Origin of the sequence: Cyclobacterium xiamenense, assembly GCF_009467825.1 — a bacterium.
Taxonomy (GTDB): Bacteria; Bacteroidota; Bacteroidia; order Cytophagales; family Cyclobacteriaceae; genus Cyclobacterium; species Cyclobacterium xiamenense.
This window is the reverse complement of record NZ_WIOK01000001.1, coordinates 165,464-187,683: the sequence shown is the minus strand read 5'-3', so window position 1 is coordinate 187,683 and position 22,220 is coordinate 165,464. Positions and strand designations below refer to the sequence as shown.

The 22,220-nt window shown below is 48.3% G+C and carries 22 protein-coding genes and 1 tRNA gene; 7 read left to right on the top strand and 16 right to left on the bottom strand.

Annotated elements, in window-relative coordinates; all coding sequences use genetic code 11:
- Positions 1–5 precede the first annotated feature (5 nt).
- The 9 genes from leuB to ilvD are packed head-to-tail and all read right to left on the bottom strand — an operon-like array spanning position 6 to position 11,194.
- The gene (gene leuB, locus GCU44_RS00770) at positions 6–1,076 is read right to left on the bottom strand and encodes a 3-isopropylmalate dehydrogenase (RefSeq protein WP_154852473.1); all 1,071 of its coding nucleotides are present in this window, start codon (positions 1,074–1,076) and stop codon (positions 6–8) included.
- Positions 1,045–2,634 carry an alpha-isopropylmalate synthase regulatory domain-containing protein gene (locus tag GCU44_RS00765; RefSeq protein WP_154852808.1) on the bottom strand — a complete coding sequence of 530 codons (1,590 nt, stop codon included), beginning with the start codon at positions 2,632–2,634 and terminating at the stop codon, positions 1,045–1,047. Before GCU44_RS00765 ends, leuB begins: the two co-directional genes overlap by 32 nt.
- Before the next feature lie 51 nt (positions 2,635–2,685).
- A complete protein-coding gene (gene leuD / locus GCU44_RS00760) occupies positions 2,686–3,276 on the bottom strand; it encodes a 3-isopropylmalate dehydratase small subunit (protein ID WP_092172449.1) in 591 nt (196 codons plus the stop codon).
- Between the two features lie 3 nt (positions 3,277–3,279).
- Positions 3,280–4,701 (bottom strand): 3-isopropylmalate dehydratase large subunit, encoded by a 1,422-nt coding sequence (gene leuC / locus GCU44_RS00755; protein ID WP_154852470.1) that lies wholly within the window; start codon positions 4,699–4,701, stop codon positions 3,280–3,282.
- A 22-nt stretch (positions 4,702–4,723) separates the two neighbouring features.
- On the bottom strand, positions 4,724–6,223 hold the full coding sequence (locus tag GCU44_RS00750) for a 2-isopropylmalate synthase (RefSeq protein ID WP_092172444.1): 1,500 nt from the start codon (positions 6,221–6,223) through the stop codon (positions 4,724–4,726).
- Positions 6,224–6,231: 8 nt separating this feature from the next.
- A complete protein-coding gene (gene ilvC / locus GCU44_RS00745; protein WP_092172441.1) occupies positions 6,232–7,275 on the bottom strand; it encodes a ketol-acid reductoisomerase in 1,044 nt (347 codons plus the stop codon).
- Positions 7,276–7,305: 30 nt separating this feature from the next.
- Positions 7,306–7,806, bottom strand: coding sequence for an acetolactate synthase small subunit (ilvN, locus tag GCU44_RS00740; protein ID WP_092172832.1), 501 nt, complete (start codon positions 7,804–7,806; stop codon positions 7,306–7,308).
- Positions 7,807–7,811: 5 nt separating this feature from the next.
- Positions 7,812–9,506 (bottom strand): biosynthetic-type acetolactate synthase large subunit, encoded by a 1,695-nt coding sequence (ilvB, locus tag GCU44_RS00735; RefSeq protein ID WP_154852467.1) that lies wholly within the window; start codon positions 9,504–9,506, stop codon positions 7,812–7,814.
- 5 nt (positions 9,507–9,511) lie between these two features.
- Complete coding sequence (ilvD, locus tag GCU44_RS00730) at positions 9,512–11,194, bottom strand: dihydroxy-acid dehydratase (protein WP_154852464.1); 1,683 nt, start codon at positions 11,192–11,194, stop codon at positions 9,512–9,514.
- A gap of 549 nt (positions 11,195–11,743) precedes the next feature.
- Here ilvD and ispE point away from each other — a divergent pair.
- Positions 11,744–12,553, top strand: coding sequence for a 4-(cytidine 5'-diphospho)-2-C-methyl-D-erythritol kinase (ispE, locus tag GCU44_RS00725; RefSeq protein WP_154852461.1), 810 nt, complete (start codon positions 11,744–11,746; stop codon positions 12,551–12,553).
- Position 12,554: 1 nt separating this feature from the next.
- Here ispE and GCU44_RS00720 read toward each other — a convergent pair whose 3' ends face one another.
- Genes GCU44_RS00720 through tgt form a run of 3 tightly spaced genes read right to left on the bottom strand, consistent with a single transcriptional unit; the run spans position 12,555 to position 15,731 of the window.
- The gene (locus GCU44_RS00720; RefSeq protein ID WP_092172432.1) at positions 12,555–13,472 is read right to left on the bottom strand and encodes a DMT family transporter; all 918 of its coding nucleotides are present in this window, start codon (positions 13,470–13,472) and stop codon (positions 12,555–12,557) included.
- Between the two features lies 1 nt (position 13,473).
- Entirely contained in the window at positions 13,474–14,547 is a 1,074-nt protein-coding gene (locus tag GCU44_RS00715; protein WP_092172429.1) for an LptF/LptG family permease, read from the bottom strand.
- Positions 14,548–14,600: 53 nt separating this feature from the next.
- A complete protein-coding gene (gene tgt / locus GCU44_RS00710; RefSeq protein WP_154852458.1) occupies positions 14,601–15,731 on the bottom strand; it encodes a tRNA guanosine(34) transglycosylase Tgt in 1,131 nt (376 codons plus the stop codon).
- A gap of 122 nt (positions 15,732–15,853) precedes the next feature.
- On the opposite strand from tgt, the gene GCU44_RS00705 reads away from it, so the two are divergent.
- The 3 genes from GCU44_RS00705 to rsmG are packed head-to-tail and all read left to right on the top strand — an operon-like array spanning position 15,854 to position 18,234.
- Entirely contained in the window at positions 15,854–16,981 is a 1,128-nt protein-coding gene (locus GCU44_RS00705) for a glycosyltransferase (RefSeq protein WP_154852455.1), read from the top strand.
- Entirely contained in the window at positions 16,972–17,583 is a 612-nt protein-coding gene (locus GCU44_RS00700; RefSeq protein ID WP_092172420.1) for an RNA polymerase sigma factor, read from the top strand. The genes GCU44_RS00705 and GCU44_RS00700 overlap by 10 nt, the downstream gene beginning before the upstream one ends.
- Positions 17,584–17,586: 3 nt before the next feature.
- Positions 17,587–18,234 (top strand): 16S rRNA (guanine(527)-N(7))-methyltransferase RsmG, encoded by a 648-nt coding sequence (rsmG, locus tag GCU44_RS00695; protein WP_092172417.1) that lies wholly within the window; start codon positions 17,587–17,589, stop codon positions 18,232–18,234.
- A gap of 89 nt (positions 18,235–18,323) precedes the next feature.
- Here the strand turns inward: rsmG and GCU44_RS00690 are convergent, their stop codons facing one another.
- The 3 genes from GCU44_RS00690 to era are packed head-to-tail and all read right to left on the bottom strand — an operon-like array spanning position 18,324 to position 21,076.
- Positions 18,324–18,857 (bottom strand): hypothetical protein, encoded by a 534-nt coding sequence (locus GCU44_RS00690; RefSeq protein ID WP_154852452.1) that lies wholly within the window; start codon positions 18,855–18,857, stop codon positions 18,324–18,326.
- Positions 18,858–18,860: 3 nt separating this feature from the next.
- Positions 18,861–20,174, bottom strand: coding sequence for a ribosome biogenesis GTPase Der (gene der / locus GCU44_RS00685; RefSeq protein WP_092172411.1), 1,314 nt, complete (start codon positions 20,172–20,174; stop codon positions 18,861–18,863).
- 11 nt (positions 20,175–20,185) lie between these two features.
- Positions 20,186–21,076, bottom strand: a complete 891-nt coding sequence (gene era / locus GCU44_RS00680; RefSeq protein ID WP_092172408.1) for a GTPase Era — start codon at positions 21,074–21,076, stop codon at positions 20,186–20,188.
- Between the two features lie 140 nt (positions 21,077–21,216).
- Between era and GCU44_RS00675 the strand changes: the two genes are divergently transcribed.
- A tRNA-Met gene (locus GCU44_RS00675) sits at positions 21,217–21,289 on the top strand.
- A 104-nt stretch (positions 21,290–21,393) separates the two neighbouring features.
- On the opposite strand, the gene GCU44_RS00670 is transcribed toward GCU44_RS00675, so the two are convergent.
- A complete protein-coding gene (locus GCU44_RS00670; RefSeq protein ID WP_154852449.1) occupies positions 21,394–21,558 on the bottom strand; it encodes a hypothetical protein in 165 nt (54 codons plus the stop codon).
- A 98-nt stretch (positions 21,559–21,656) separates the two neighbouring features.
- On the opposite strand from GCU44_RS00670, the gene GCU44_RS00665 reads away from it, so the two are divergent.
- Together GCU44_RS00665 and GCU44_RS00660 are read left to right on the top strand one after the other, a co-directional pair.
- Positions 21,657–21,917 carry a type II toxin-antitoxin system ParD family antitoxin gene (locus tag GCU44_RS00665; RefSeq protein ID WP_206670791.1) on the top strand — a complete coding sequence of 87 codons (261 nt, stop codon included), beginning with the start codon at positions 21,657–21,659 and terminating at the stop codon, positions 21,915–21,917.
- Positions 21,904–22,194, top strand: a complete 291-nt coding sequence (locus tag GCU44_RS00660; RefSeq protein WP_154852446.1) for a type II toxin-antitoxin system RelE/ParE family toxin — start codon at positions 21,904–21,906, stop codon at positions 22,192–22,194. Before GCU44_RS00665 ends, GCU44_RS00660 begins: the two co-directional genes overlap by 14 nt.
- Positions 22,195–22,220 lie beyond the last annotated feature (26 nt).

Here is a 22,220-nt window from a genome sequence, read left to right as displayed (position 1 = left end):
GGGTCTTATGATTTTTCGATTTGTTCGGCCAGCCAGTCCCCTACCTCCGAGGTCTTGTAAGCAACCTCACCCTCGGCCAGGTCTTCCGTAACTATTCCCTTTTCCAGAGAAAGGTTCACCGCATCGGATATGGCTTTTGCTTCATCCATTAGTTCAAACGCATACTCAAACATCATGGCCGCCGAAAGTACGGTTGCCAGGGGATTGGCGATGTCTTTGCCTGCTGCCTGGGGATAGGAGCCGTGGATCGGCTCAAATAACTTCGTATTGACTCCCAGGGAGGCCGACGGCATCAGCCCCATGGACCCACTAATTACCGAAGCTTCATCTGTCAGAATATCTCCAAAAAGATTTTCCGTAATCAGCACATCATAGGCCTTGGGCCATTGAATCAGCCGCATGGCCACGGCATCTACAAATTCGTATTCCACGGTCACATCCGGATATTCGGGAGCCAATCGCTGGACCGTTTCCCTCCACAACCTGGAAGTAGCCAACACATTGGCCTTATCCACACAGGTGAGATGTTTTCTACGCTTTTGGGCAAATTCAAATCCCATTCGGGCAAGTCGCTCGATCTCTTCTACCGAATACACGCAAGTATCAAATGCCTTGGTCCCCTGCTCGTTTCGACCTCTTGGCTCTCCAAAATAGATACCTCCGGTAAGCTCCCGAAGAAAAACCAAATCCGTTCCCTCAATGCGGTCACGCTTGAGGGGCGATTTATGAACCAGGGACGGAAAAGTAAACGTGGGGCGTACGTTCGAAAACAATCCCAGTCGTTTTCTCATCTCCAACAAGCCCTGCTCCGGACGAACCTTCGCACTGGGGTCATTGTCAAACCGAGGATCACCTATGGCTCCAAAGAGTACTGCATCTGCCTGCAGACAGACCTGATGCGTCTCTTCCGGATACGGATGGCCGACGGCATCAATGGCCGCAGCTCCAGTAATTGCCTCTTTAAAAGTGATGGTATGTCCAAATTTTTTCCCGATTGCCTGTACTACTTTTACCGCCTGTGCGATTACTTCCGGTCCAATACCGTCACCAGGCAATAGGGCTATATTCATTTCCATAGGGATTCTTTTTTTCTGTTTTGTTACTGTTTTTTATTTGTTCGATGATGTTTAGCATTTTCTCGGTGGCTTTCATCGCGGCGATCGTTTGGTCGCTATCCAGACCTTTCGTCTTAAAGATTCGTCCATCAAGGTCCCAGGTAATCACGCATTCGACAAAGGCATCCGTCTTTCCTCCGGGAGGAATACTGATTTGGAAATCCGTCAGCTTGGGGAGTTCTTTGTTTAAAGATTTGTAAATCTTCTTCAGGGCCTTCATAAAGGAATCGTATTGCCCGTCCCCGGAAGCATTCTGCTCGTAAAACTCGTGGAATATTTTTACCCGCAACTGAACCGAAGGTTTCAGGCCCTTGGAATGAACCATGTGGTACCCGTCGATGACAATGTCCCGGTGTATGGAGTTGTTTTGCAACACATCTGATATGATGTACGGCAAATCCTCCGTAGTCACCCGCTCTTTTTTGTCACCCAGTTCGATGATCTTTTGGGTCACCTTGGCCAATTCATCCGGCTCCAGCGAGATTCCCAACTCCACCAGGTTTTTTAAGATATTGGCCTTGCCCGAGGTCTTTCCTAGTGCATACTTCCTCGTTCTGCCAAACCGCTCGGGTAGCAAATCACTGAAATACAGGTTCTTTTTGTGGTCTCCATCCGCATGAACGCCTGCCGTTTGGGTAAACACATTCTCACCTACCACCGGCTTATTTGCTGGAATTCGTAAGCCGGAAAATTGTTCGATCAATTTACTAATACGGTATATTTTGGTTTCCTGTATGTTTAAACCGAAATTGGTAAAATCCTGAATAACGGCTACGATCGACTCCAGAGGTGCATTTCCGGCGCGTTCCCCCAGTCCGTTCACAGTAGTATGAATGCCTTTGGCCCCTGAATTCACTGCAGTTAGCACATTGGCCACGGACAAATCGTAGTCGTTGTGCGCATGAAAGTCAAAGTGCATGTCTGGAAACTCGGTACAAATCAATCCCAAAAACTCCTTTACCTCTTCGGGACACAACAGCCCCAGGGTGTCCGGCAGCATGATGCGCCTTACTGGTAATTCGGAAAGAAACCGGATCATGGACATCGCGTATTCCCGGGAGTTCCGCATACCATTGCTCCAATCTTCCAGGTACACGTTTACTTCGATCCCCTTTTCTTCCGCGTACTGAATACAATCGGCAATCTCCTCGAAATGAACTTCCGGGGTCTTCTTCAATTGATGGGTGAGGTGGTTGAGTGAGCCTTTTGTGAGCAGATTCAACACCTTGGCTCCGGCATCCACCATCCAATCCACGGACTTGGGTGTGTCCACAAAGCCCAACACCTCTACTTTGTCCAAATACCCTTTTTCGGAAGCCCAATGTGTAATCTTTTTTACTCCCTCCAACTCCCCTTCCGAAACCCGGGCAGAGGCCACTTCGATGCGGTCCACCCGCAACTCTTCCAGTAAAAGTTTGGCAATCTGCAACTTTTCTGAAGGGAGGAAGGACACACCAGAAGTTTGCTCACCATCCCGAAGGGTGGTGTCCATGATTTCAATATTCATTTCTCTACTCATACCCAGTCCGTTAATCATTCCTTCGTTGGTTTCCCAAAAGCTTTTGGCTCGTTACCTTTCGGCCTCAAATACCTGTATCTCCTCCTGCAGGTTCAACAAATAATCGATGTCATCAAATCCGTTTTTCATATTTTGCTTTTTGTACGAATTGATGTCAAAATTTTCCGACTTCCCGGTTGCCAAAAGCGTAATTGTCTGCGTGTTGATATCCACCTCCACTTCGGTGCTGGGGTCTGCCTCAACCGCTGCAAACAGCTCGTCGGCAAACTCCGATGATATGGTCACGGGCAACACCCCGATATTCAGGCAGTTGTTTTTAAAGATGTCGGCAAAAAAACTGGAAACCACACAGCGGAATCCGTAATCGTAAATGGCCCACACCGCGTGTTCCCGGCTAGACCCCGAACCAAAATTTCTACCCGCAAGCAGAATTTTACCTTCATAGGTGGGGTCATTCAGCACGAAATCGGGTTTCGGATTTCCTTCGCTATCGTAACGCCAATCGCGAAACAGGTTGTCCCCGAACCCTTTCCGTTCGGTTGCTTTCAAAAACCTGGCCGGGATGATCTGATCCGTATCCACATTTTCGGACGAAAGGGGAACCACCCTGCTCGTCAGTATATCAAATTTATCGTATGCCATGTCTTATTTTTCTAATGCTAATTCCTCAATCAAATCCCGTGGGTCGGTAATTTCTCCAGTAATCGCTACTGCAGCCACTGTCAGTGGGGAAGCCAATAGCGTCCGGCTACCCGGTCCCTGCCTGCCTTCAAAATTACGGTTGGAGGTAGACACCGCGTACTTGCCGGAAGGGATCTTGTCGTCGTTCATCGCCAAACAGGCGGAACAGCCCGGCTGCCGGAGCTTAAAGCCTGCTTCCTCCAATATTTGCACCAGTCCCTCTTCGATGGCCTTCTTCTCGACCTCCCTGGAACCAGGTACAATCCAGGCCGTGATTCCATCTGCCTTCTTTTTACCTTTAACAAAGTTGGCAACGGTACGAAGGTCTTCAATCCGGCCATTCGTACAACTACCCACAAAAACGTAGTCAATTTTTTTCCCCTTCATCGGCTCGCCAGGCTTAAATCCCATGTACTCAAGCGACTTGAGGTAAGACTTCTTCACGCTTTCCTTCATGCCGTCGGTGGTAGGAATGCTGTCCCTCACCTTTACGCCCATACCGGGGTTGGTCCCGTAGGTAATCATCGGTTCGATATCCACCGCATTGTATTGGTACTCCAGATCAAATTCTGCTCCATCATCGGTTTGGAGGGTTTTCCAATGTGCTACTGCCTGGTCCCAGGCCTCCCCTTTGGGTGCAAAGTCTTTCCCTTTGAGGTACGCAAAGGTGGTCTCGTCGGGAGCAATCAATCCCCCCCGGGCTCCCATTTCGATGCTCATGTTGCAAATCGTCATGCGGGCTTCCATACTTAGGGAGCGAATCGCACTTCCCGCATATTCGATAAAATATCCGGTACCGCCACTGGCGGAAATCTGGGCAATGATGTACAAAATAATGTCCTTGGAGGAAACACCCGGGCCTAGTTCTCCATCCACGGTGATGCGCATCTTCTTCGGCTTTGCCTGCATGATACACTGGGTAGCCAGGACCATTTCCACCTCGGATGTACCGATACCAAAAGCAATCGTGCCGAAGGCACCATGGGTTGACGTATGACTATCGCCACAAACGATGGTCATTCCTGGCTGGGTGATGCCCAGTTCGGGCCCAATTACGTGGACAATACCGTGATGATCGGAGCCCAGGTCATGCAGTTCTATTCCATGCTTCTTGCAATTTTGCCGGAGCTTTTCCACCTGCATCCGGGAAAGCTGATCCTTGATGGTCTTGTCCTGATCGATGGTGGGCACGTTGTGGTCCGGCGTTGCCACCGTTCGTTCCGGAAACATGACCTTAACCCCTCGTTTCTCGAGGTTTAGAAATGCGACCGGACTGGTGACTTCATGGATAAAATGCTTATCGATGAAAAATACGTCCGGACCATCTGGGATAGATTTGATCACATGTGCGTCCCAAATCTTATCAAATAATGTTTTCTTCTCCATTATGGTTACATTTTTGTCAGTATCACTTGACAGGTAATTTGTTTAATGCATCTAGAAAGGCCTTTGCAGACGCCAATACGATGTCCGTTTCAGAGCCAAAACCGTGGTAGGGCTTGCCTTCGTGCATCAGACGCATGTGTACTTTGCAAATATCATCGCTACCCTTGGTAATCGCCTGAATCAGGAATTCATCCAAAATCACTTCCTGCGGGATCAATTGCTTGATGGACTTGATGACCGCGTCCACCGGGCCGTTGCCTTTTGATGCGCCTTTCTTAAGCTCATCGCCGATATTCAGAATGACCTCGGCTTGTGCCTCTTCTCCCTCCTTTCCCTGGTAGGAAATCTCTTCCAGCGCGATAAAAGGGGAATGCTCCAGGTGCTCACCCAACAAAGAAAGCAGGTCTTTTCTGCCGATGTCTCGTTTGGAATCGGCAAGGACCAGAAAATCTTCGTAGATCTCATCCAACTTCTCCTTATCGAATTCGTAACCGAGCAATTTCAGGTGATGTTTCAGCGCGGCTCTACCGCTCCGGGCCGTCAGCACAATCGACGACTCTTCCACGCCCACATCTTTGGGGTCGATGATTTCGTAATTCTCCCGGTTTTTGAGTACCCCATCCTGGTGTATCCCGCTGGAATGCGCAAAGGCATTTCTACCGACAATGGCCTTGTTTGGCTGTATCGGCATGTTCATCAGCTTGGAAATAATCCGGCTGGTTTCGTAGATTTTTTTCGTGTTGATATCCGTGTAGACGGGTATTTCCTGGTGACTTTTGATCGCCATCACCACCTCTTCCAGGGAGGTATTTCCGGCGCGCTCTCCGATCCCGTTCATGGTTACCTCCACCTGCCGGGCACCATTCAAGACACCGGAAAGACTATTGGCGGTAGCCAGACCCAGGTCGTTGTGGCAGTGAGTCGCAATGATGGCCTGATCGATGTTGGAAACATTTTCTTTCAGGTGGCGAATGATGTTGCCGTACTGCTCGGGAAGGCAGTACCCCGTCGTATCCGGGATGTTTACTACCCGCGCTCCGGCTTTGATCACTGCTTCCAGCACACGTACCAGAAATTCCGGCGATGCCCTACCCGCATCTTCTGCGTAAAACTCCACTTCCTCCACCAGGTTCCGGGCAAATTTTACTGCCTTAACGGCTTTCTCCAACACGGCTTCCGGAGTACTGCGGAGCTTGTGTTGGATATGGTACCCGGACACACCGATACCCGTGTGAATACGGCTTTTTTTTGCATACCGAAGTGCCTCAGCGGCTACCTCGATGTCTTTTTCAACCGCCCTGGAAAGGGCGCAAATGGTGGGTTCCGATACCGCCTTGGATATTTCTACAACGGAATTGAAATCCCCGGGGCTGGATATTGGAAATCCAGCCTCAAGAATATCAACACCCAATGCCTCCAAAGCCTTGGCTACTACAATTTTTTCCCTGGTATCGAGCTGACATCCCGGCACCTGTTCCCCATCTCGTAGAGTGGTATCAAATATCCAAAGCTTTTCTGACATAGGTCAATTTAATTATTTTCCGGGCGCAATTTACGTACCGTAGCACCCGCCTGCCACATTTCTGATTCTCTAAGTTCTTTTAACTCCTCTTCCAGCTTAACGCGGTAATCGGACTTGCTATTGGATTCGATCGATTTGGCGGCCTCTTTACCTGTTTTTACACTGTTGTAAAGTTCCTCAAAAACAGGCTTGGTGGCATCCCGAAAGGGTTTCCACCAATCCAGGGCACCTCGCTGGGCTGTGGTCGAACAATTGGCATACATCCAATCCATGCCGTTTTCTGCTACCAGAGGCATCAGACTTTGGGTGAGCTCTTCTACGGTTTCGTTAAATGCCTCGGAGGGAGAATGCCCGTTGGCACGCAACACCTCGTATTGAGCAGCGAAGATTCCCTGAATGGCCCCCATTAGCGTACCCCGCTCTCCGGTAAGGTCGGAAGTAACTTCTTTGTAAAAATCCGTCTCAAACAAATAGCCGGACCCTACGCCAATACCCAATGCCACTACACGATCCCGGGCATTGCCGGTTGCGTCCTGGTAAATGGCAAAGGAAGAGTTCAACCCCCTGCCTTCAACAAACATTCTTCGCAATGAAGTTCCGGAGCCCTTAGGCGCCACCAATATTACGTCCACATCTTTTGGAGGGATAATTCCCGTTTGGTCCTTATAGGTGATCCCAAAACCGTGGGAGAAATACAGCGCTTTGCCCGGAGTCAGGTGTTTCTTTACGGTTGGCCACAAGGCAATTTGACCTGCATCCGAAAGCAAAAACTGAAGAATGGTACCCTTTTCGCAGGCTTCCTCCAGCTCAAACAAGGTTTCTCCCGGCACCCAGCCATCCGCTATGGCTTTGTCCCAGGTTTTGGAACCTTTTCGCTGGCCAACAATCACATTGAAACCATTGTCCTTGAGGTTTAAGGCTTGGCCTGGTCCCTGCACACCGTATCCAAGCACGGCTATTACTTCGTCTTTTAGTACTTCTTTGGCTTTTTCAAGAGGAAATTCTTCTCTTGTTACGACATTTTCTTCAACGGTACCGAACTTCAGTTTCATAATTATCGAGTAAAATTTATTTTAAATTAGTTACAAATACTTGTCAATTGTTTCCATGGGTTTCGCGACGGCTACTCTCCCGGAACGTACAAATTCCAATACATTAAAATCTTTCAAAACCTCCAGCAATTCCTGGGTCTCCTCTTTGTGTCCCGTCATTTCGATGACCACAAAATCCTTCTCGGCGGAAATTATTCGGGCATTGTGCTGCCGGATCACTTTTTCCAGGCCGGCATCGATGCTATCGATGGGGATTTTGTACAAGGCGATTTCCTGAAAAACCATTTCCTCATCCAGGTAGTAAAATGCCTTGATCACGTCAATGATCTTTTCGATCTGTTTGGTGAGCTGGATGATTTGTGCTTCACTTGTAGTCACCACGATGGTAATTCGATAGATCCCTTCTTCCCGGCTCTCTGAAGCCGTAAACCCATCAATATTGATCCCCCTACGGGTAAATATCAAGGTGATCCGGCTAAGAATCCCAATAAAATTTTCTGTAAAAACAGAAATCGTATATTTTTTATTCATCTGAATCAACTAAGTCTAACTTCCTCTACTGAGCTTCCCGAAGCAATCATCGGGAAAACGTTGTCTTCTTTTTCTACGACTACCTCCAGGAAATAGGGGCCGTCGTGTACAAACATTTCTGCCACGGCCTGCCTCAAATCGGCACGCTCGTCCACTTTTTGTACTTTGAAGTTGTACGCCTCCGCGATTTTAATAAAGTCCGGGTTGTCCAACTCGGTAAAGGAATAGCGTTTGTCAAAAAACAATTGCTGCCATTGCCGTACCATTCCCAGAAAATTGTTGTTCAGCAATACCACTTTTACCGGTGCTTTGGTTTGCATGATCGTACCCAGTTCCTGAAAGGTCATCTGAATACCTCCATCGCCCACCACGCAAATAACCTGCCGGTTGTAATCGTGGAGTTGGGCTCCGAGAGCAGCAGGAAGTGCAAATCCCATCGTACCAAGTCCACCGGATGTGACCTGGGTACGGCTGGTCTTGTATTCAAAATACCTCCAGGCCACCATTTGGTGCTGTCCTACATCGGTTACCAGAATGGCATCATCCGCCTTGAATTCATTGATATGCCGAATTACCTCTCCCATGGTCAACCCTACCTTGGTCGGCGAAAGATCGTTCCCTACGACCACACGCTTTTCCTCGGCTTCCAACTCCCTAAACTCCTTGATCCAGTCGGGGTGGGTTTTCTTCTCCACCTTTTCGGTAAGCTTCTCCAGGCTAATCCTGCAGTCGCCTACAACCGCTACCTCGCTCTTCACCGTCTTGTCGACTTCCGCCGGATCCAATTCCAGGTGAATTACCTTTGCCTGCTTGGCATAGCGCTTTACATCTCCGGTAACCCGGTCGTCAAAACGCATCCCTACTGCGATCAATACATCACATTGATTCGTAAGTAGGTTGGGTCCGTAATTCCCGTGCATGCCTAATTTACCCACAAAATTTGGGTGCTCCTCCGAAATGGCTCCAGTACCCAGAAGGGTACATGCCGCTGGTATGCCGGATTTATCGAGGAATGCCTGCAAGGCTTTTTCAGCCTTACCCAAAATGACTCCCTGCCCAAACAAAACATAGGGCTTCCGGGCCTGATTGATCAGACTCGCCGCCTTTTCAATGATATGATCCTCTACTTTGGGATAGGGTCGGTACGAGCGGATGTTTAAACAAGGCACGTAATTGAAATCCCCAAGGCTAGTCTGGGCGTCTTTGGTAATGTCTATCAACACCGGTCCCGGCCTTCCCGACCGGGCGATGTGAAAACCTTTGGCAATCGCCGGAGCGATATCTTCCACCCGTCTAACCTGAATGTTCCACTTGGTACCCGGCATGGAAATCCCCACCACGTCGGTTTCCTGAAAGGCATCTGTACCCAACAGATGCGAAGCCACCTGTCCGGTGATGCACACCAGGGGTGTACTGTCGATCAGCGCATCGGCCAGGCCGGTGATCAAATTGGTCGCACCCGGTCCGGAGGTAGCCATGCAGACACCAACCTGACCAGAAACCCGGGCATAGCCCTGGGCCGCATGAATTGCGCCCTGTTCGTGTCGGGTCAGAATGTGCAGTATGCGATCCATGTAATCGTAGAGGGCATCGTATACAGGCATGATGGCGCCTCCGGGGTAGCCAAAAATATATCTGGCATTCTCTGCCACCAAGGACTTGATGACAATTTCAGCTCCTCTTATCTGTGAATCATTCATAGTGGTTAACTTTTATCTGTCACGCATCCTTCAGATGCAGTGGAAACTAACTGTGAATATTTTTTCAAGGTACCATTTAGATGGCTCAAGTCTTTGTTTACCCAGGTTTTCTTTCGCTCTGCAAAGGTCTCTTCCGAGACGTTGCAGCTGATTTCCAGCGTTTCGGCATTGATAGTGACCACGTCCCCATTTTGCAACAGACCGATGGGGCCACCCAAATAGGCCTCAGGCGTGACGTGGCCGACGACAAAACCGTGCGTACCTCCGGAAAAGCGGCCATCCGTAATCAAAGCCACATCCGCTCCCATACCCGAACCGATAATAATGGAGGTGGGTTTTAACATCTCCGGCATACCCGGTCCTCCTTTGGGACCTACGTACCGGATTACTACCACGTCCCCCTTCTGAATCTCCTGATTTTTCATAGCGTCGTTGGCCTCCTGCTCGGAATTAAATACCTTCGCAGGGCCGGTAAACGAAATCCCTTCCTTTCCAGAGATTTTAGCAACGGATCCTTCCGGTGCCAGGTTCCCTTTCAATACACACAAATGCCCCGTCGCTTTGATTGGATCCTCCAGCGGGTGTATGACGTTTCCGCGTTCCGCTTTCACTGGGGTAACATTGGCAAGGTTTTCGGCAACGGTCTTTCCCGTAACCGTCATGCAATCGCCATGGAGCATACCGTTGTCTAGCATGTATTTCATAAATGCCGGAAGCCCTCCCTGTTCGTGCAGGTCTTCCATCAGGTACTTGCCACTAGGTTTGAAATCCCCCAGCACCGGCGTGGTTGCATTGATTTGTTTTAAATCCTCCAGTCCAAAATCGATGCCAGCCGTACGGGCGATGGCCAATAAATGAAGTACCGCATTGGTACTCCCAGCCAAAGCAACGACCACCCTTACCGCATTTTCCATACTTTTTCTTGTAAGGATATCCTTCGGCTTGAGGTCCATGGCCAGTAGGTTTGCAATAAAGGTTCCGGCAGCTTCACATTCTGCCGCCTTTTCCGGAGAGGTAGCCGGGTTGGAAGCGCTGTAAGGAAGAGACAAACCCATTGCCTCGATTGCCGAAGACATGGTATTTGCGGTATACATCCCTCCGCAGGCACCGGCACCCGGACAGGCGTTTTTGATCACGCCCATGTAATCCTCGTCATTAATTTCGTTTTTGATACGCTTTCCATAGGCCTCAAAGGCCGATACAATGTTCAGCTTCTCCCCCTTGTATTTGCCGGAACGGATCGTCCCGCCATATACCATGATGCTGGGGCGGTTGACCCGCAACATCCCCATAACCGCTCCGGGCATGTTTTTGTCGCAACCGGCAACGGCAATCACTCCGTCGAATGCATGCCCCAAAATGAAAGATTCGATGGAGTCCGCGATGATTTCCCGCGAGGGTAAGCTATAGCGCATGCCCGCAGTACCCATCGAAATCCCGTCACTAATCCCGATGGTATTGAAAACCATTCCCGTAAGATTCGCTTCCACAGTAGAGGCCTTGATGGCTCTGGCAAAGTCGTTGAGGTGCATGTTGCAGGGATTGCTTTCGTACCCACAGCTAGCCACTCCCACAAACGGTTGCTTCATTTTCTCGTCTGAAAGACCTGTGGCATACAACATGGCCATGGAAGCAGGATTTTCCTGATTATCACTTACCTCCCAACTGTGTTTCTTCGAATTACTCATTAGTTTCTATCGGTTTTTTTTAAGGACTGGCTTATAAAAAAAAGTGCTTCACTCAAATGAAGCACTTTATTGAATTTTTCTATCGTGTAAATAGATCAGCGCTTCATCCTGTACTAGATGATAATGACGATAAGGACGACCACGCTGACTAGTAGAAACATATTTTTATCACCCGAAATGGGTTTGTTTTCTTTTTGACATGTATTTATAATGCAATATTAAAACCCTTATTCCATACTTACAATATTTTATTTCTTTTTTTAATTTGAACAAAACAAGAAAATTATGCAATTGAAATAAAACTAGAAATTATAGTTTATTATTATATTAAATGAGAAATTTTATTTTTTAAATTTTAACATTGGAAAAAATTTCAAAATATTATTCTGATGCAAATTATTGTTAATTTTTTTGTCGAAAACCCCCTTCCTTATCGCCCCGGTCTGGCATTCTGCCTTCGATTACGGATTTTCAGTTTCGTTAATTCGCCGACGCATGGGTGCTATTCCCGCGCTTTCTTTTACTTTTGAAAACAAAAGCCATCCTAACATGATCACTTTTCCAAATGCAAAAATCAATCTGGGCCTTCACATCCTCGGAAAACGGAGCGACGGGTTTCACGAGATCGAGAGTTGTCTCTACCCCATACCTCTCACCGATGCCCTGGAAATTATCCCATCCCCTGCGCTTACCTATTCCAGCAGCGGCAATGCAATCCCCGGAGCGGAGGCAGACAACCTGATTTTACGGGCATACCAACTGCTTGCCAACGATTTTCCCGAAGTTTCTCCCGTCGCCGTTCATTTGCACAAACACATTCCTATAGGTGCCGGACTCGGTGGTGGCTCATCCGATGCTGCCTTTGCATTGCAGACACTCAACCATATGTTCGATTTGGCATTGAGCGATCAAAAACTAGCGGAATATGCCGGGAAATTGGGCAGCGATTGCCCTTTTTTTATTCGGAACAACCCCCAACTGGCGCGTGGAAGAGGAGAAATGCTCGAAGAAGTGGCAGTAAGCCTGGCAGGTAATTGGTTGTTTTTGGTCCATCCGGGCATTCATGTCAGTACGGCAGAAGCCTATGCGGGTGTCCGTCCAGGGCCGGCCACAAAAAAACTAGCGGACGTTTTGGCCAACCCGGCTTCCTGGAAACAGGAGCTGGTCAATGATTTTGAAAAAAGTATTTTCGCCAATCATCCGGAAATTGCCCGCATCAAAGAGCGGCTGTACCTGGCTGGTGCCTGGTACGCAGCCATGTCCGGCTCGGGCTCGGCAGTAGTCGGCCTTTTTGCCGGGGAACCCAAAAACCTGAACTTTCCTTCGGACTATTTCTGCTTTTCCCAGCAGCTGTCCTAAGCTACTGTATGCGCCGCAATTGCCGCACACGTTTTTTCTTCAGGGCGTAGTGAATAAGGGGATACATGCCCACTGAGGCCAGTATGATGCATGTCCCGAGGTAAAATTCCGGGGTCATTTTTTCCTGTTCCCCAAACACCAAAACGGCGAGCAGGATGCCATACACTGGCTCCATATTGATGGTCAGATTGATCGAAAAAGCCGAAAGACGTTTCATCAGCGCAACCGATAGGGTAAATGCCGCCACGGTACACACCTGAGAAAGCACCAGTAACCAAAACCAGTCCCATGCAGTAGGCAGCCAGGCGATCCCCGTATCCGAAATAAACCGGGCATATACCGGCAAAAAGCAAACGGAAGCCAAAAAGGCCCCGCACATTTCGTAAAACGTGATGATAAACGAACTGCGGGTACGGGTAAGTTTTGCGTTAATCACCGTAAATACGGCGCCAACCACCGCAGAAATCACCGCCAGGCTCAAGCCCAGCCAATAGCCTCCTTCGAATTTAAATATGATGAGCAAACCGACAACGACCAGTAATCCCAGGGCCACTTCGTACCATTTTACCGGTTGCTTGTTTGCCAGCGGCTCAATCAAGGCGGTCCAAAGGGAGCAGGTAGCCATGCCGGCCAAACAAACCGAGATGGTAGACACCTGTGCCGCCCAAAAGAAAAGTATCCAATGAATAGCAATCAACGCGCCGGTTCCGAGAAACCGAACAAAATCCTGCAAAGACACCCGCAATCCCCTTCCTTTTAATCGAATCACTATCGCCAGCCCCAGCCCGGCCAACAGCGTCCGATAGGCAACCATTTCTACCGGAGGAAGGCTGATAAGCACACCCAGAACCGCCGTGAAGCCCCACAGGAAAACGACGAGGTGAAGCCAGAGATAATCTTTTACCAGCTGCTGATCCATCTTAACGGGGAACAGTTTTATACAGCACCAGTCCCGTGAGCCCAAAAACAATGTTTGGTATCCAAACCGCTAAGACCGGATAGGCCGTTCCTGCCTCGGCAAAGGTTCGGGAAAGTAGGAAAAGAATGATGTAGACAAAGGCCAAAAGAAAACCCAGGGCGATTTTAAACCCGGATCCTCCCCGGGTCTTTTTCGCCGAAACGATCACCCCGATGAACGTGAGCAGGATCGCCGCAAAAGGGGACATGAAGCGTACATATTTTTCGATCCGGTAGAAACTGATGTTGTCCGCGCCGCGTTCTTCCAGGATTTGTATCTGTTCGGTAAGTTCGGGAAGCGTAAGTGTCTCGTGATGGTTGAGCGGTAGGTCAAAATCCTTTGGCGTGACGGACAGGGTAGTGTCCATTTCCTCGCCTGTCGACCACTCTTCCTTCATCTCACGCAACTCGCGCAGCTTCCAGTTTTTTGCGCTCCAGGCGTTCTTCGTCGTATCCCACACAATACGGTCCGCCGAAAACTTGGATACCAGCTTTCCCGAATCGATCTGCTCCAGCGTAAAATCGTGGCCGGTATTGACCGAAGTATAGTACCGGGAAATGTACGCGTACACGTCGGGTGCCACTTTGATATGAATGTTTTGTTGGTTGGATTGGTATTGCTTGTCCAGGTATTCCACCTTGAATTCGGAAACCCCAGCCGTGGCTACCGGAAGAACCCAGCCATTAAGAAAAAAACTAACCACCGCGATGAGGCAGGCAGATAACAAAAACGGAACCAACATCCGAATAAAACTAACCCCACTACTCAAAATCGCAATAATCTCGGTTCTTCCGGCCATTTTCGAAGTGATAAAAATGACCGAGATAAAGACCGTAATGGGTGTGAGCAGGTTATTGAGGTACAAACCGTAATTCAACATGTACTGAAGTACCTCTTTGGTAGGAACGTTATTCCGGATGTAGGTGTCGTTTTTTTCTGTAAAGTCCAGCACTAAAACGATCAGAATCAACATCAAAACCACAAATAGGTAGGTTTTGAGAAAATCCCGGATGATCAGCTTGTCCAGTAATTTCATACCAAAGGGTCTTTCATGTCTTTCCGATACAGACGGATAATTTCCGTCATGGTTTACAAGCGCCGGCTTACTTTTTCCACCATTTCTGTTTTCCAGGACGAAAAGTCTCCGGCAAGGATCCGTTCTCTCGCCTGACCGGTCAGCCAAAGGTAAAAGGATAAATTGTGAATGCTTGCAATCTGAGCCGCCAGCATTTCTTTGCTGAGGGTCAGGTGGCGCAGGTAGCTTTTGGTGTAGAAATTACTCACGTAGGACTGAAACCCCGAATCCAGCGGGGAAAAATCCATTTTCCATTTTTCGTTCCGAATATTGACAATGCCTTCCGAGGTAAACAACATGCCGTTTCTCGCATTCCGGGTGGGCATCACGCAATCGAACATATCAATCCCCAGTGCAATCGCCTCCAAAATATTGGCCGGCGTACCGACACCCATCAGGTACCTCGGTTTGTCTGCCGGCAATAGGTCCGTGACCAGGTCGGTCATTTCGTACATCAATTCGGCCGGCTCGCCAACCGACAAACCACCGATGGCATTTCCCTCCCTATCCTGATCGGCTACGAACCGGGCTGCATCCTGGCGCAAGTCTTTATAGGTACTTCCCTGCACAATGGGAAACAGCGCCTGCTGGTACCCGTACTTTCCTTCGGTGGCATCGAAGCGCTGCATGCAGCGTCCCAGCCATCGATGCGTGAGATCCATGGAAGTTTTGGCGTAGCTCCGCTCACAGGGATAGGGCGTACACTCATCAAATGCCATGACGATATCTGCACCGATACTACGCTGTATGTCCATCACCGATTCGGGAGTGAAATGGTGCCTGGAACCATCGATATGGGATTGAAACACCACTCCCTCTTCAGATATTTTCCGGCTTTCGGCCAGGGAAAATACCTGGTAGCCGCCACTATCGGTCAGAATGGGGGCCGACCAGCCCATAAATTTATGCAATCCTCCCGCGGCCTCCAGCACCTCGAGGCCAGGCCGCAGGTACAAGTGGTACGTATTGCCAAGTATAATCTGCGCTTTCACGTCGTAGGTAAGCTCCCGCTGATGCACGGCTTTTACCGTCCCGGCGGTACCCACCGGCATAAAGATCGGGGTTTCGATCTCCCCATGGTCTGTATGTAGAACGCCTGCCCTGGCTTTGCTGTCCTGATCCTTCTCTAGAAGTTTAAATTTCATTCCTGGCATTCGTTGAAAAATCCCCCATTTACTCCGTATATTTAGGCACAAAAATAGGTGCATTTCTACAAAAGAAACGAAATTTTTGATTTAATCTTACGCTGCCTTCAAAGCGGAACACTATGGAAATGATTTTATGGGGACTGTTTTTTTTAGCTGCAGGACTTCAATTTACCTATTTGCTAATCGTCTTTGGGAGGTTTGCTTTTTTCTACACCGATGGCAACAAGCAAAACCTGGACCTGAACAGCAGTGGCGTATCCATCGTCATTGCCGCCCGAAACGAAGCCGCCCATCTCAAAGACCTGATCCCGCTGCTCATGCAGCAAAATTACCCGGAATTTGAAATCGTGGTGGTGAATGACTGTTCCACGGACGGGTCCGAAGAATTATTAAACGCTTATTCTGCCCAATTTGCCCGGCTTCGAGCTGTACACATTCGCTACACCCCCGCCCACCTGACTTCCAAAAAATACGCACTCACCCTGGGCATAAAGGTATCCCGATACGATACCGTTTTACTCACCGATGCGGATTGCCGGCCTGTATCGACCAACTGGATCAAACGCATGTCGGCACCGATACGTAACCAGGGCAAAACGTTTGCCTTAGGCCACGGCTCCTACCTGGCCTTGCCTGGCTTGCTGAACAAAGTTATTCAGTTTGAAACCCTGATGACCGCTATCTATTATTTTTCGTTTGGGCAGTGGAAGTCTCCGTTCATGGGGGTAGGGAGGAACCTTTGCTACCGGAAAGATTTTTTTATGCAACAGAAAGCATTTAAATCCCTCTGGCATATCGAAGGAGGAGACGACGACCTATTTGTAAACCGCCACGCCACCTCGGCCAACACCGCCGTGGTGGCCCACCCGGAGAGCATTACCGTGTCCGAACCAAAGACCAGTTTCCGGGAATACTTCATCCAAAAAAAGCGGCATTTCCACGCAGGGAAATATTACCAGACCAGGGACAAACTAAAACTGGGGCTGTATACGTTAAGTCATTTGGTATTTTGGACCGCAGGGGCAGGCCTGGTTATTGTTGCTAGTAACTGGGAACCAATTGCCTTGGTATTGGGGTTTGTTTTGGCAAGAGCCATGGTACAATACGTGATCATCGGTGAAGCCAGAAAAAAATTGGAAGGTAGGGGAAAAGTGGTTTGGACCCTGTTTTTCGATGTCATGTATATGGCTTATTTTTGGGTATTGGGTATGCAAGGATACCTGTCAAAAACGGTTAAATGGAAATAAACGAACGAGGATTTTCAGACAAAGCGCTAGAGGATTTTGAACTGATCGACAAGGCCGTCAGGGAGAAGGACCAGCAGGCCTATGCCACGCTGATGAAACGCTACAAAAAAGCCGTTTATTTCATGATTCTGAAAATGATTCGGGATGCGGATGATGCAGAAGACCTCACCATGGAAGCTTTTGCCAAGGCATTCCGAAACCTGCATAAATTCAAAAAAGACTACACCTTCAGTACCTGGCTATTTCGAATCGCTACCAACAATACCATTGATTTTATCCGGAAAAAGAAGCTCAAAACCATGAGCCTGAACAATACCATGACCGACGATGGCGGCAACTCGGTCACCATTGATATCGAAGACGACGAAAACAATCCCCAAGACGAATACATCAAAAGTCAACGAAAAGAAATGGTGCGGATTTTTGTTTCCAAACTGCCCGCCAAATACCGCAAATTGGTAAAACTACGTTATTTCGATGAACTTTCGTACGATGAGATTGCGGCGGAATTGGGGAAACCTTTGGGCACTGTAAAAGCCCAGCTGCACCGGTCCCGGGAGTTGCTTTTTGAAATCGCTCAAGGCAAAAACGAGCATATCTAAGCCATGAACCCCGACCATACCCTGATTCAATCCTATTTCCCAAACCTTAGTCCCCTTCAGATCGAGCAGTTTGCACGCCTGGGGGACCTTTACCAGGACTGGAACAGCAAGATCAATGTGATCAGCAGAAAGGACATGGAGCATTTTTACGTTCACCACGTGTTGCATTCCCTGGGAATTGCCCGGGTAATTGATTTTCCTGGCGGCAGCAAGGTACTGGATATTGGCACGGGAGGAGGATTTCCCGGGATTCCCCTGGCCATCTTGTTTCCCGAAGTGCACTTCCACCTGGTGGATTCCATCGGAAAAAAAATAGCCGTGGTCAAGGACGTGGTCCGGCAATTGGGATTAAAAAACGTGGAAGCGCAGCAAGCACGGGCGGAAAACTTAAACCGTACCTATCACTTTATCGTCAGCAGGGCAGTTACCCAAATGGAAAAATTTTACCCCTGGGTTCAGCGTAAATTCCGAAAGGAAGACCTGCACAAGGATTTCCAAAACGGCGTTTTTTACCTTAAAGGAGGCGAGGTAGACGAAGAATTGGAAGCCTTGCAGCTGAGTTATGTGTCCTTCTTTCTGGAAGATTATTTCACCGAACCCTATTTTTCTACAAAGAAGGTTGTTTACATTCCCTACGAAGGAAAACGGTAAGGGCAATCCATGCGCAACCCGCCGCTAACAACAGCCGATGTGTTTTCCAAATAAAAACGACCGTTTCCAATGCAGTGCGATCGGGTTTTCTAGCGGATCAACAGAAATTCTGCACGAGCTTCACCTACCGTCACCCCTTCGAAATCGAACTCCTCAAAATCGGAAGCATCCGGCACAGTGGCTACGCGAAGCCGGTTTGGCGTGAATTCAAGCACATCCATGACAAACGAGTCGTCCAAATCTTCCATCAGTAGCTGTCCATCCTTTAGCTCCCAATTTCCGGTAAAACGCTCGTTTCCTTGTATGGGAAACCGCTCGCTACGTACGGGAATGCCTGCAGCGCTTGCTTCTACCAAAAAAACGAAGCCCCCTTCTGCTACTACCGATTTGGGGTCTTCACCGAATGTCACGCTCATCTGGTACTGTTCGCCGGTACCGGTAAGGGATACGGGGATCGCTACCGGGGAGCCCGGCAGCATGGCACTGCCCGAAGCCTGTACGCTGGCCGCTTCCAGGTTCCAAACGCCGCCCGACAGTTTGGGCTGCTCCGGCGTTTCTTCCGCTGGATCACAACCAAACAACACCATCAAACTGAAAATCGATAACGGAAGCAGTCTTTTCATACGCTATTTCTTTTTGTAAGTAATTTTGACCGGAACGCCTTCAAAATCAAAATTTTCCCGCAGCCTGTTTTCCAAAAACCGCGTATAGGGAGATTTAATGTATTGGGGCAAATTGCAGAAAAAGGCAAACACCGGATTCTTGGTCGGCAACTGGGTAATGTACTTGATTTTGATGTATTTTCCCTTGTTCGCAGGGGGCGGGTATTTTTCGATTTCAGGCAGCAGCAGTTCGTTTAACTTGGAGGTCGGTACTTTCCGGTGCTTGTTTTCGTACACCTTCATGGCCAGTTCCATGGCCTGAAAGATCCGTTGCTTGGTCAATGCCGAGATAAAGATGATCGGAATCCACTTATTTTCCCCCAGTTTTTGGGTCATGTCGTCTTTAAATGTTTGCATGGTCTTGTGATCTTTTTCGATCAAATCCCATTTGTTTACCATGATCATGATTCCCTTGTTGTTTTTGATCGCCAGGGAGATCAGGTTGACATCCTGGGATTCTAGTCCCCGGGTGGCATCCACCATGACAATGACCACGTCCGAGTCTTCCAGCGTACGCAAGGACCGCATGACGGAATAAAACTCAATGTCTTCCTTTACCTTCGCTTTCTTACGTATACCGGCCGTATCGGTCAGGATGTAATCCTTTCCATAGAGTTGATACCGGGTGTGGATGGCATCCCGGGTAGTACCCGCTTCGTCCGTAACAATGGACCGTTCTTTTCCAATCAGGGCGTTAAGAAAGGAAGATTTTCCCACGTTGGGCCTGCCCAGAATGGACAGTTTGGGAACGCCTTCATCGGGGTCTTCTTCCCCTTCGTCCGGAAACTTTTGGATTACGTCGTCCAACAAGTCGCCGATTCCGCTTCCACTGGCCGAAGAGATGGGGAAGATCTTTTCTTCCCCCAGGCCCAGGGAGTAAAATTCATTGGCCATCAGCATTTTATCCAGGTTATCCGCCTTGTTGGCCACCATAAACAAGGGCTTGTCCGTGCCCCGGAGTTCTTTGGCAAATTCGGTGTCCAGGTCGGTCAATCCATCCAAACAGTCTACCACAAACAAAATCACCGAGGCTTCTTCAATGGCCAATCGTACTTGTTTTCTGATTTCCTTTTCAAAAATATCGTCCGATCCGGTCACGTACCCCCCAGTATCGATCACGGAAAAGAACTTGCCTCCCCACTGTGCATGGCCGTAATGCCGGTCACGGGTCACTCCACTAAGGTTATCTTCGATGGCTTTTCGCTCTTCAATGAGCCGGTTAAAAAGCGTGGACTTCCCCACGTTAGGTCTCCCTACAATTGCTACTATATTAGCCATAATGTGCTGTTTTATTGGTCGTAACCAAATTTTCTAAGTTTGTTTTTATTTTTCCGCCAGTTTTCCTCCACCTTTACATAGGTTTCCAGGAAAACTTTTTTGCCGAAAAATTGCTCCATTTCGTGCCGGGCTTTTGTTCCCACCTTTTTCAGTGCATTTCCCTTGTCCCCGATGATGATGCCTTTTTGGCTCTGTCGCTCCACGTAAATAATGGCCCGCATGCGGATGAGTTGGTCCGTTTCCTCAAATTCCTCCACCCGCACCTCGGTGCTGTAGGGTATTTCTTTTTTGTATTGGGTGAAGATTTTTTCCCGGATGATTTCGGAAGCAAAAAAACGTTCCGGACGATCGCTTAGTTCATCCTTGTCGTAAAAGGGTGGATGTACCGGCATTCGGTCCAGGATTTCCTGCAGCACCTTCTGCAGGTTAAAGTTTTCCAGAGCAGAAACCGGGATGGTTTCCACCGCCTGAATGCGTTCCTGCCAGTATTGGGTCACTTCCTGTAGCTTCTCGTCCTTATTCAGGTCTATTTTATTGATAAGCAACAGCACCGGCACACCGGCGGCATTGATTTTCTGAATGATTTCCTCAATATCCGCATCGTCTTCAAACAAATCCGTCACAAACACAATCACATCCGCATCCTCCAGGGAGAGGTTCACAAAGCTCATCATGCTTTTGTGCAGCTCGTACTTGGGTTTGAGCATGCCGGGTGTATCCGAAAAGACGATTTGGTACTCGGGTTCGTTCATGATTCCCAAAATCCGATGGCGAGTGGTCTGCGCTTTTGAGGAAATGATGGAGAGCTTTTCACCCAAGAGGGCATTCATCAGGGTGGACTTTCCCACGTTGGGTTTTCCTATGATATTGACAAAGCCTGCTTTGTGGTTGCTTTCGGACATGTGCTCAATTTTTTTACAAAGGTACTTGATTTTTGAGAATATGTCCTTACCTTTGTATCACAATAACGGACAGGGCAACAAAAAACGTTTGTTGCCGTATAAAATACCAAAAAGCGATTATAAGTATTTAAAAGATATATCGCGGGATGGAGCAGTTGGTAGCTCGTTGGGCTCATAACCCAAAGGTCACAGGTTCGAGTCCTGTTCCCGCTACTTTCGAAGGCACTGGAAACAGTGCCTTTTTTTTGTTATTTTTAGTACCATTTTTACCTTATATGCCCTTTACAGCGAAAAATTCGATAAAATCTATATCGGCTTTACTCGGGATTGGCGATCCTGGCGATCCCGGGCTGATAGCCGTAAGTCTTTTTGTAGGTTTTTTCGGCATCGTATTTTTCAGTGGGCTGGACCTGGTTGTCATAACCCAGATCATGGCGTTTGCTTTTTTTGAGCTGCCCGGTCTTTTTTAAAGCTTTCACCATCAGATCACTGCGTTTTGGGTTTATAAATTTGAAATTGCCTCACATTACTGGTATATTTGCATCAATAGTATGAATATTGCAACACTTAAAGGATCTGGATGATGGCAACGATCAGGAAAACAATTACACTTACAGACAAGCAAGATGATTGGATTAAAACTCAAATTAAAAATGGCGGTTTTACCAATGAAAGCGAATATATCCGCGATCTTGTGAGGCGGGATCAAAGCCAGAACGCAGAATTTTTGGCGACCAAAGCCGCTATCGAATACGGATTTAAAAGTGGGATCAGTGATATGAACGTTCCTGATATCATGAAAGAGGTGGAAGATAGGATGCGCAAGGATGGCCGTTTATAAATTATCAAAGGCCGCAAAAAATGATCTTGCCAGCATTTATGCATTTGGCATTGAGACTTTCGGCTATAATCAAGACCAGCTTTATTTAACGCAACTTCATAAGCATTTTTTAACTATGGCGGAAAATCCCAGCATAGGCCGTGACGCTTCGGAGTTCTCGGAGGGCTTAAGACGTTTTGTTTTTGAATCCCATACGATTTTTTACCAGCCAATGGATACAGGGGTGTTTATTGTACGCGTATTAGGGCAGCCCATGGATTACCAAAAGCACCTATAACTCACACATTATCGGTCGCTTAATTT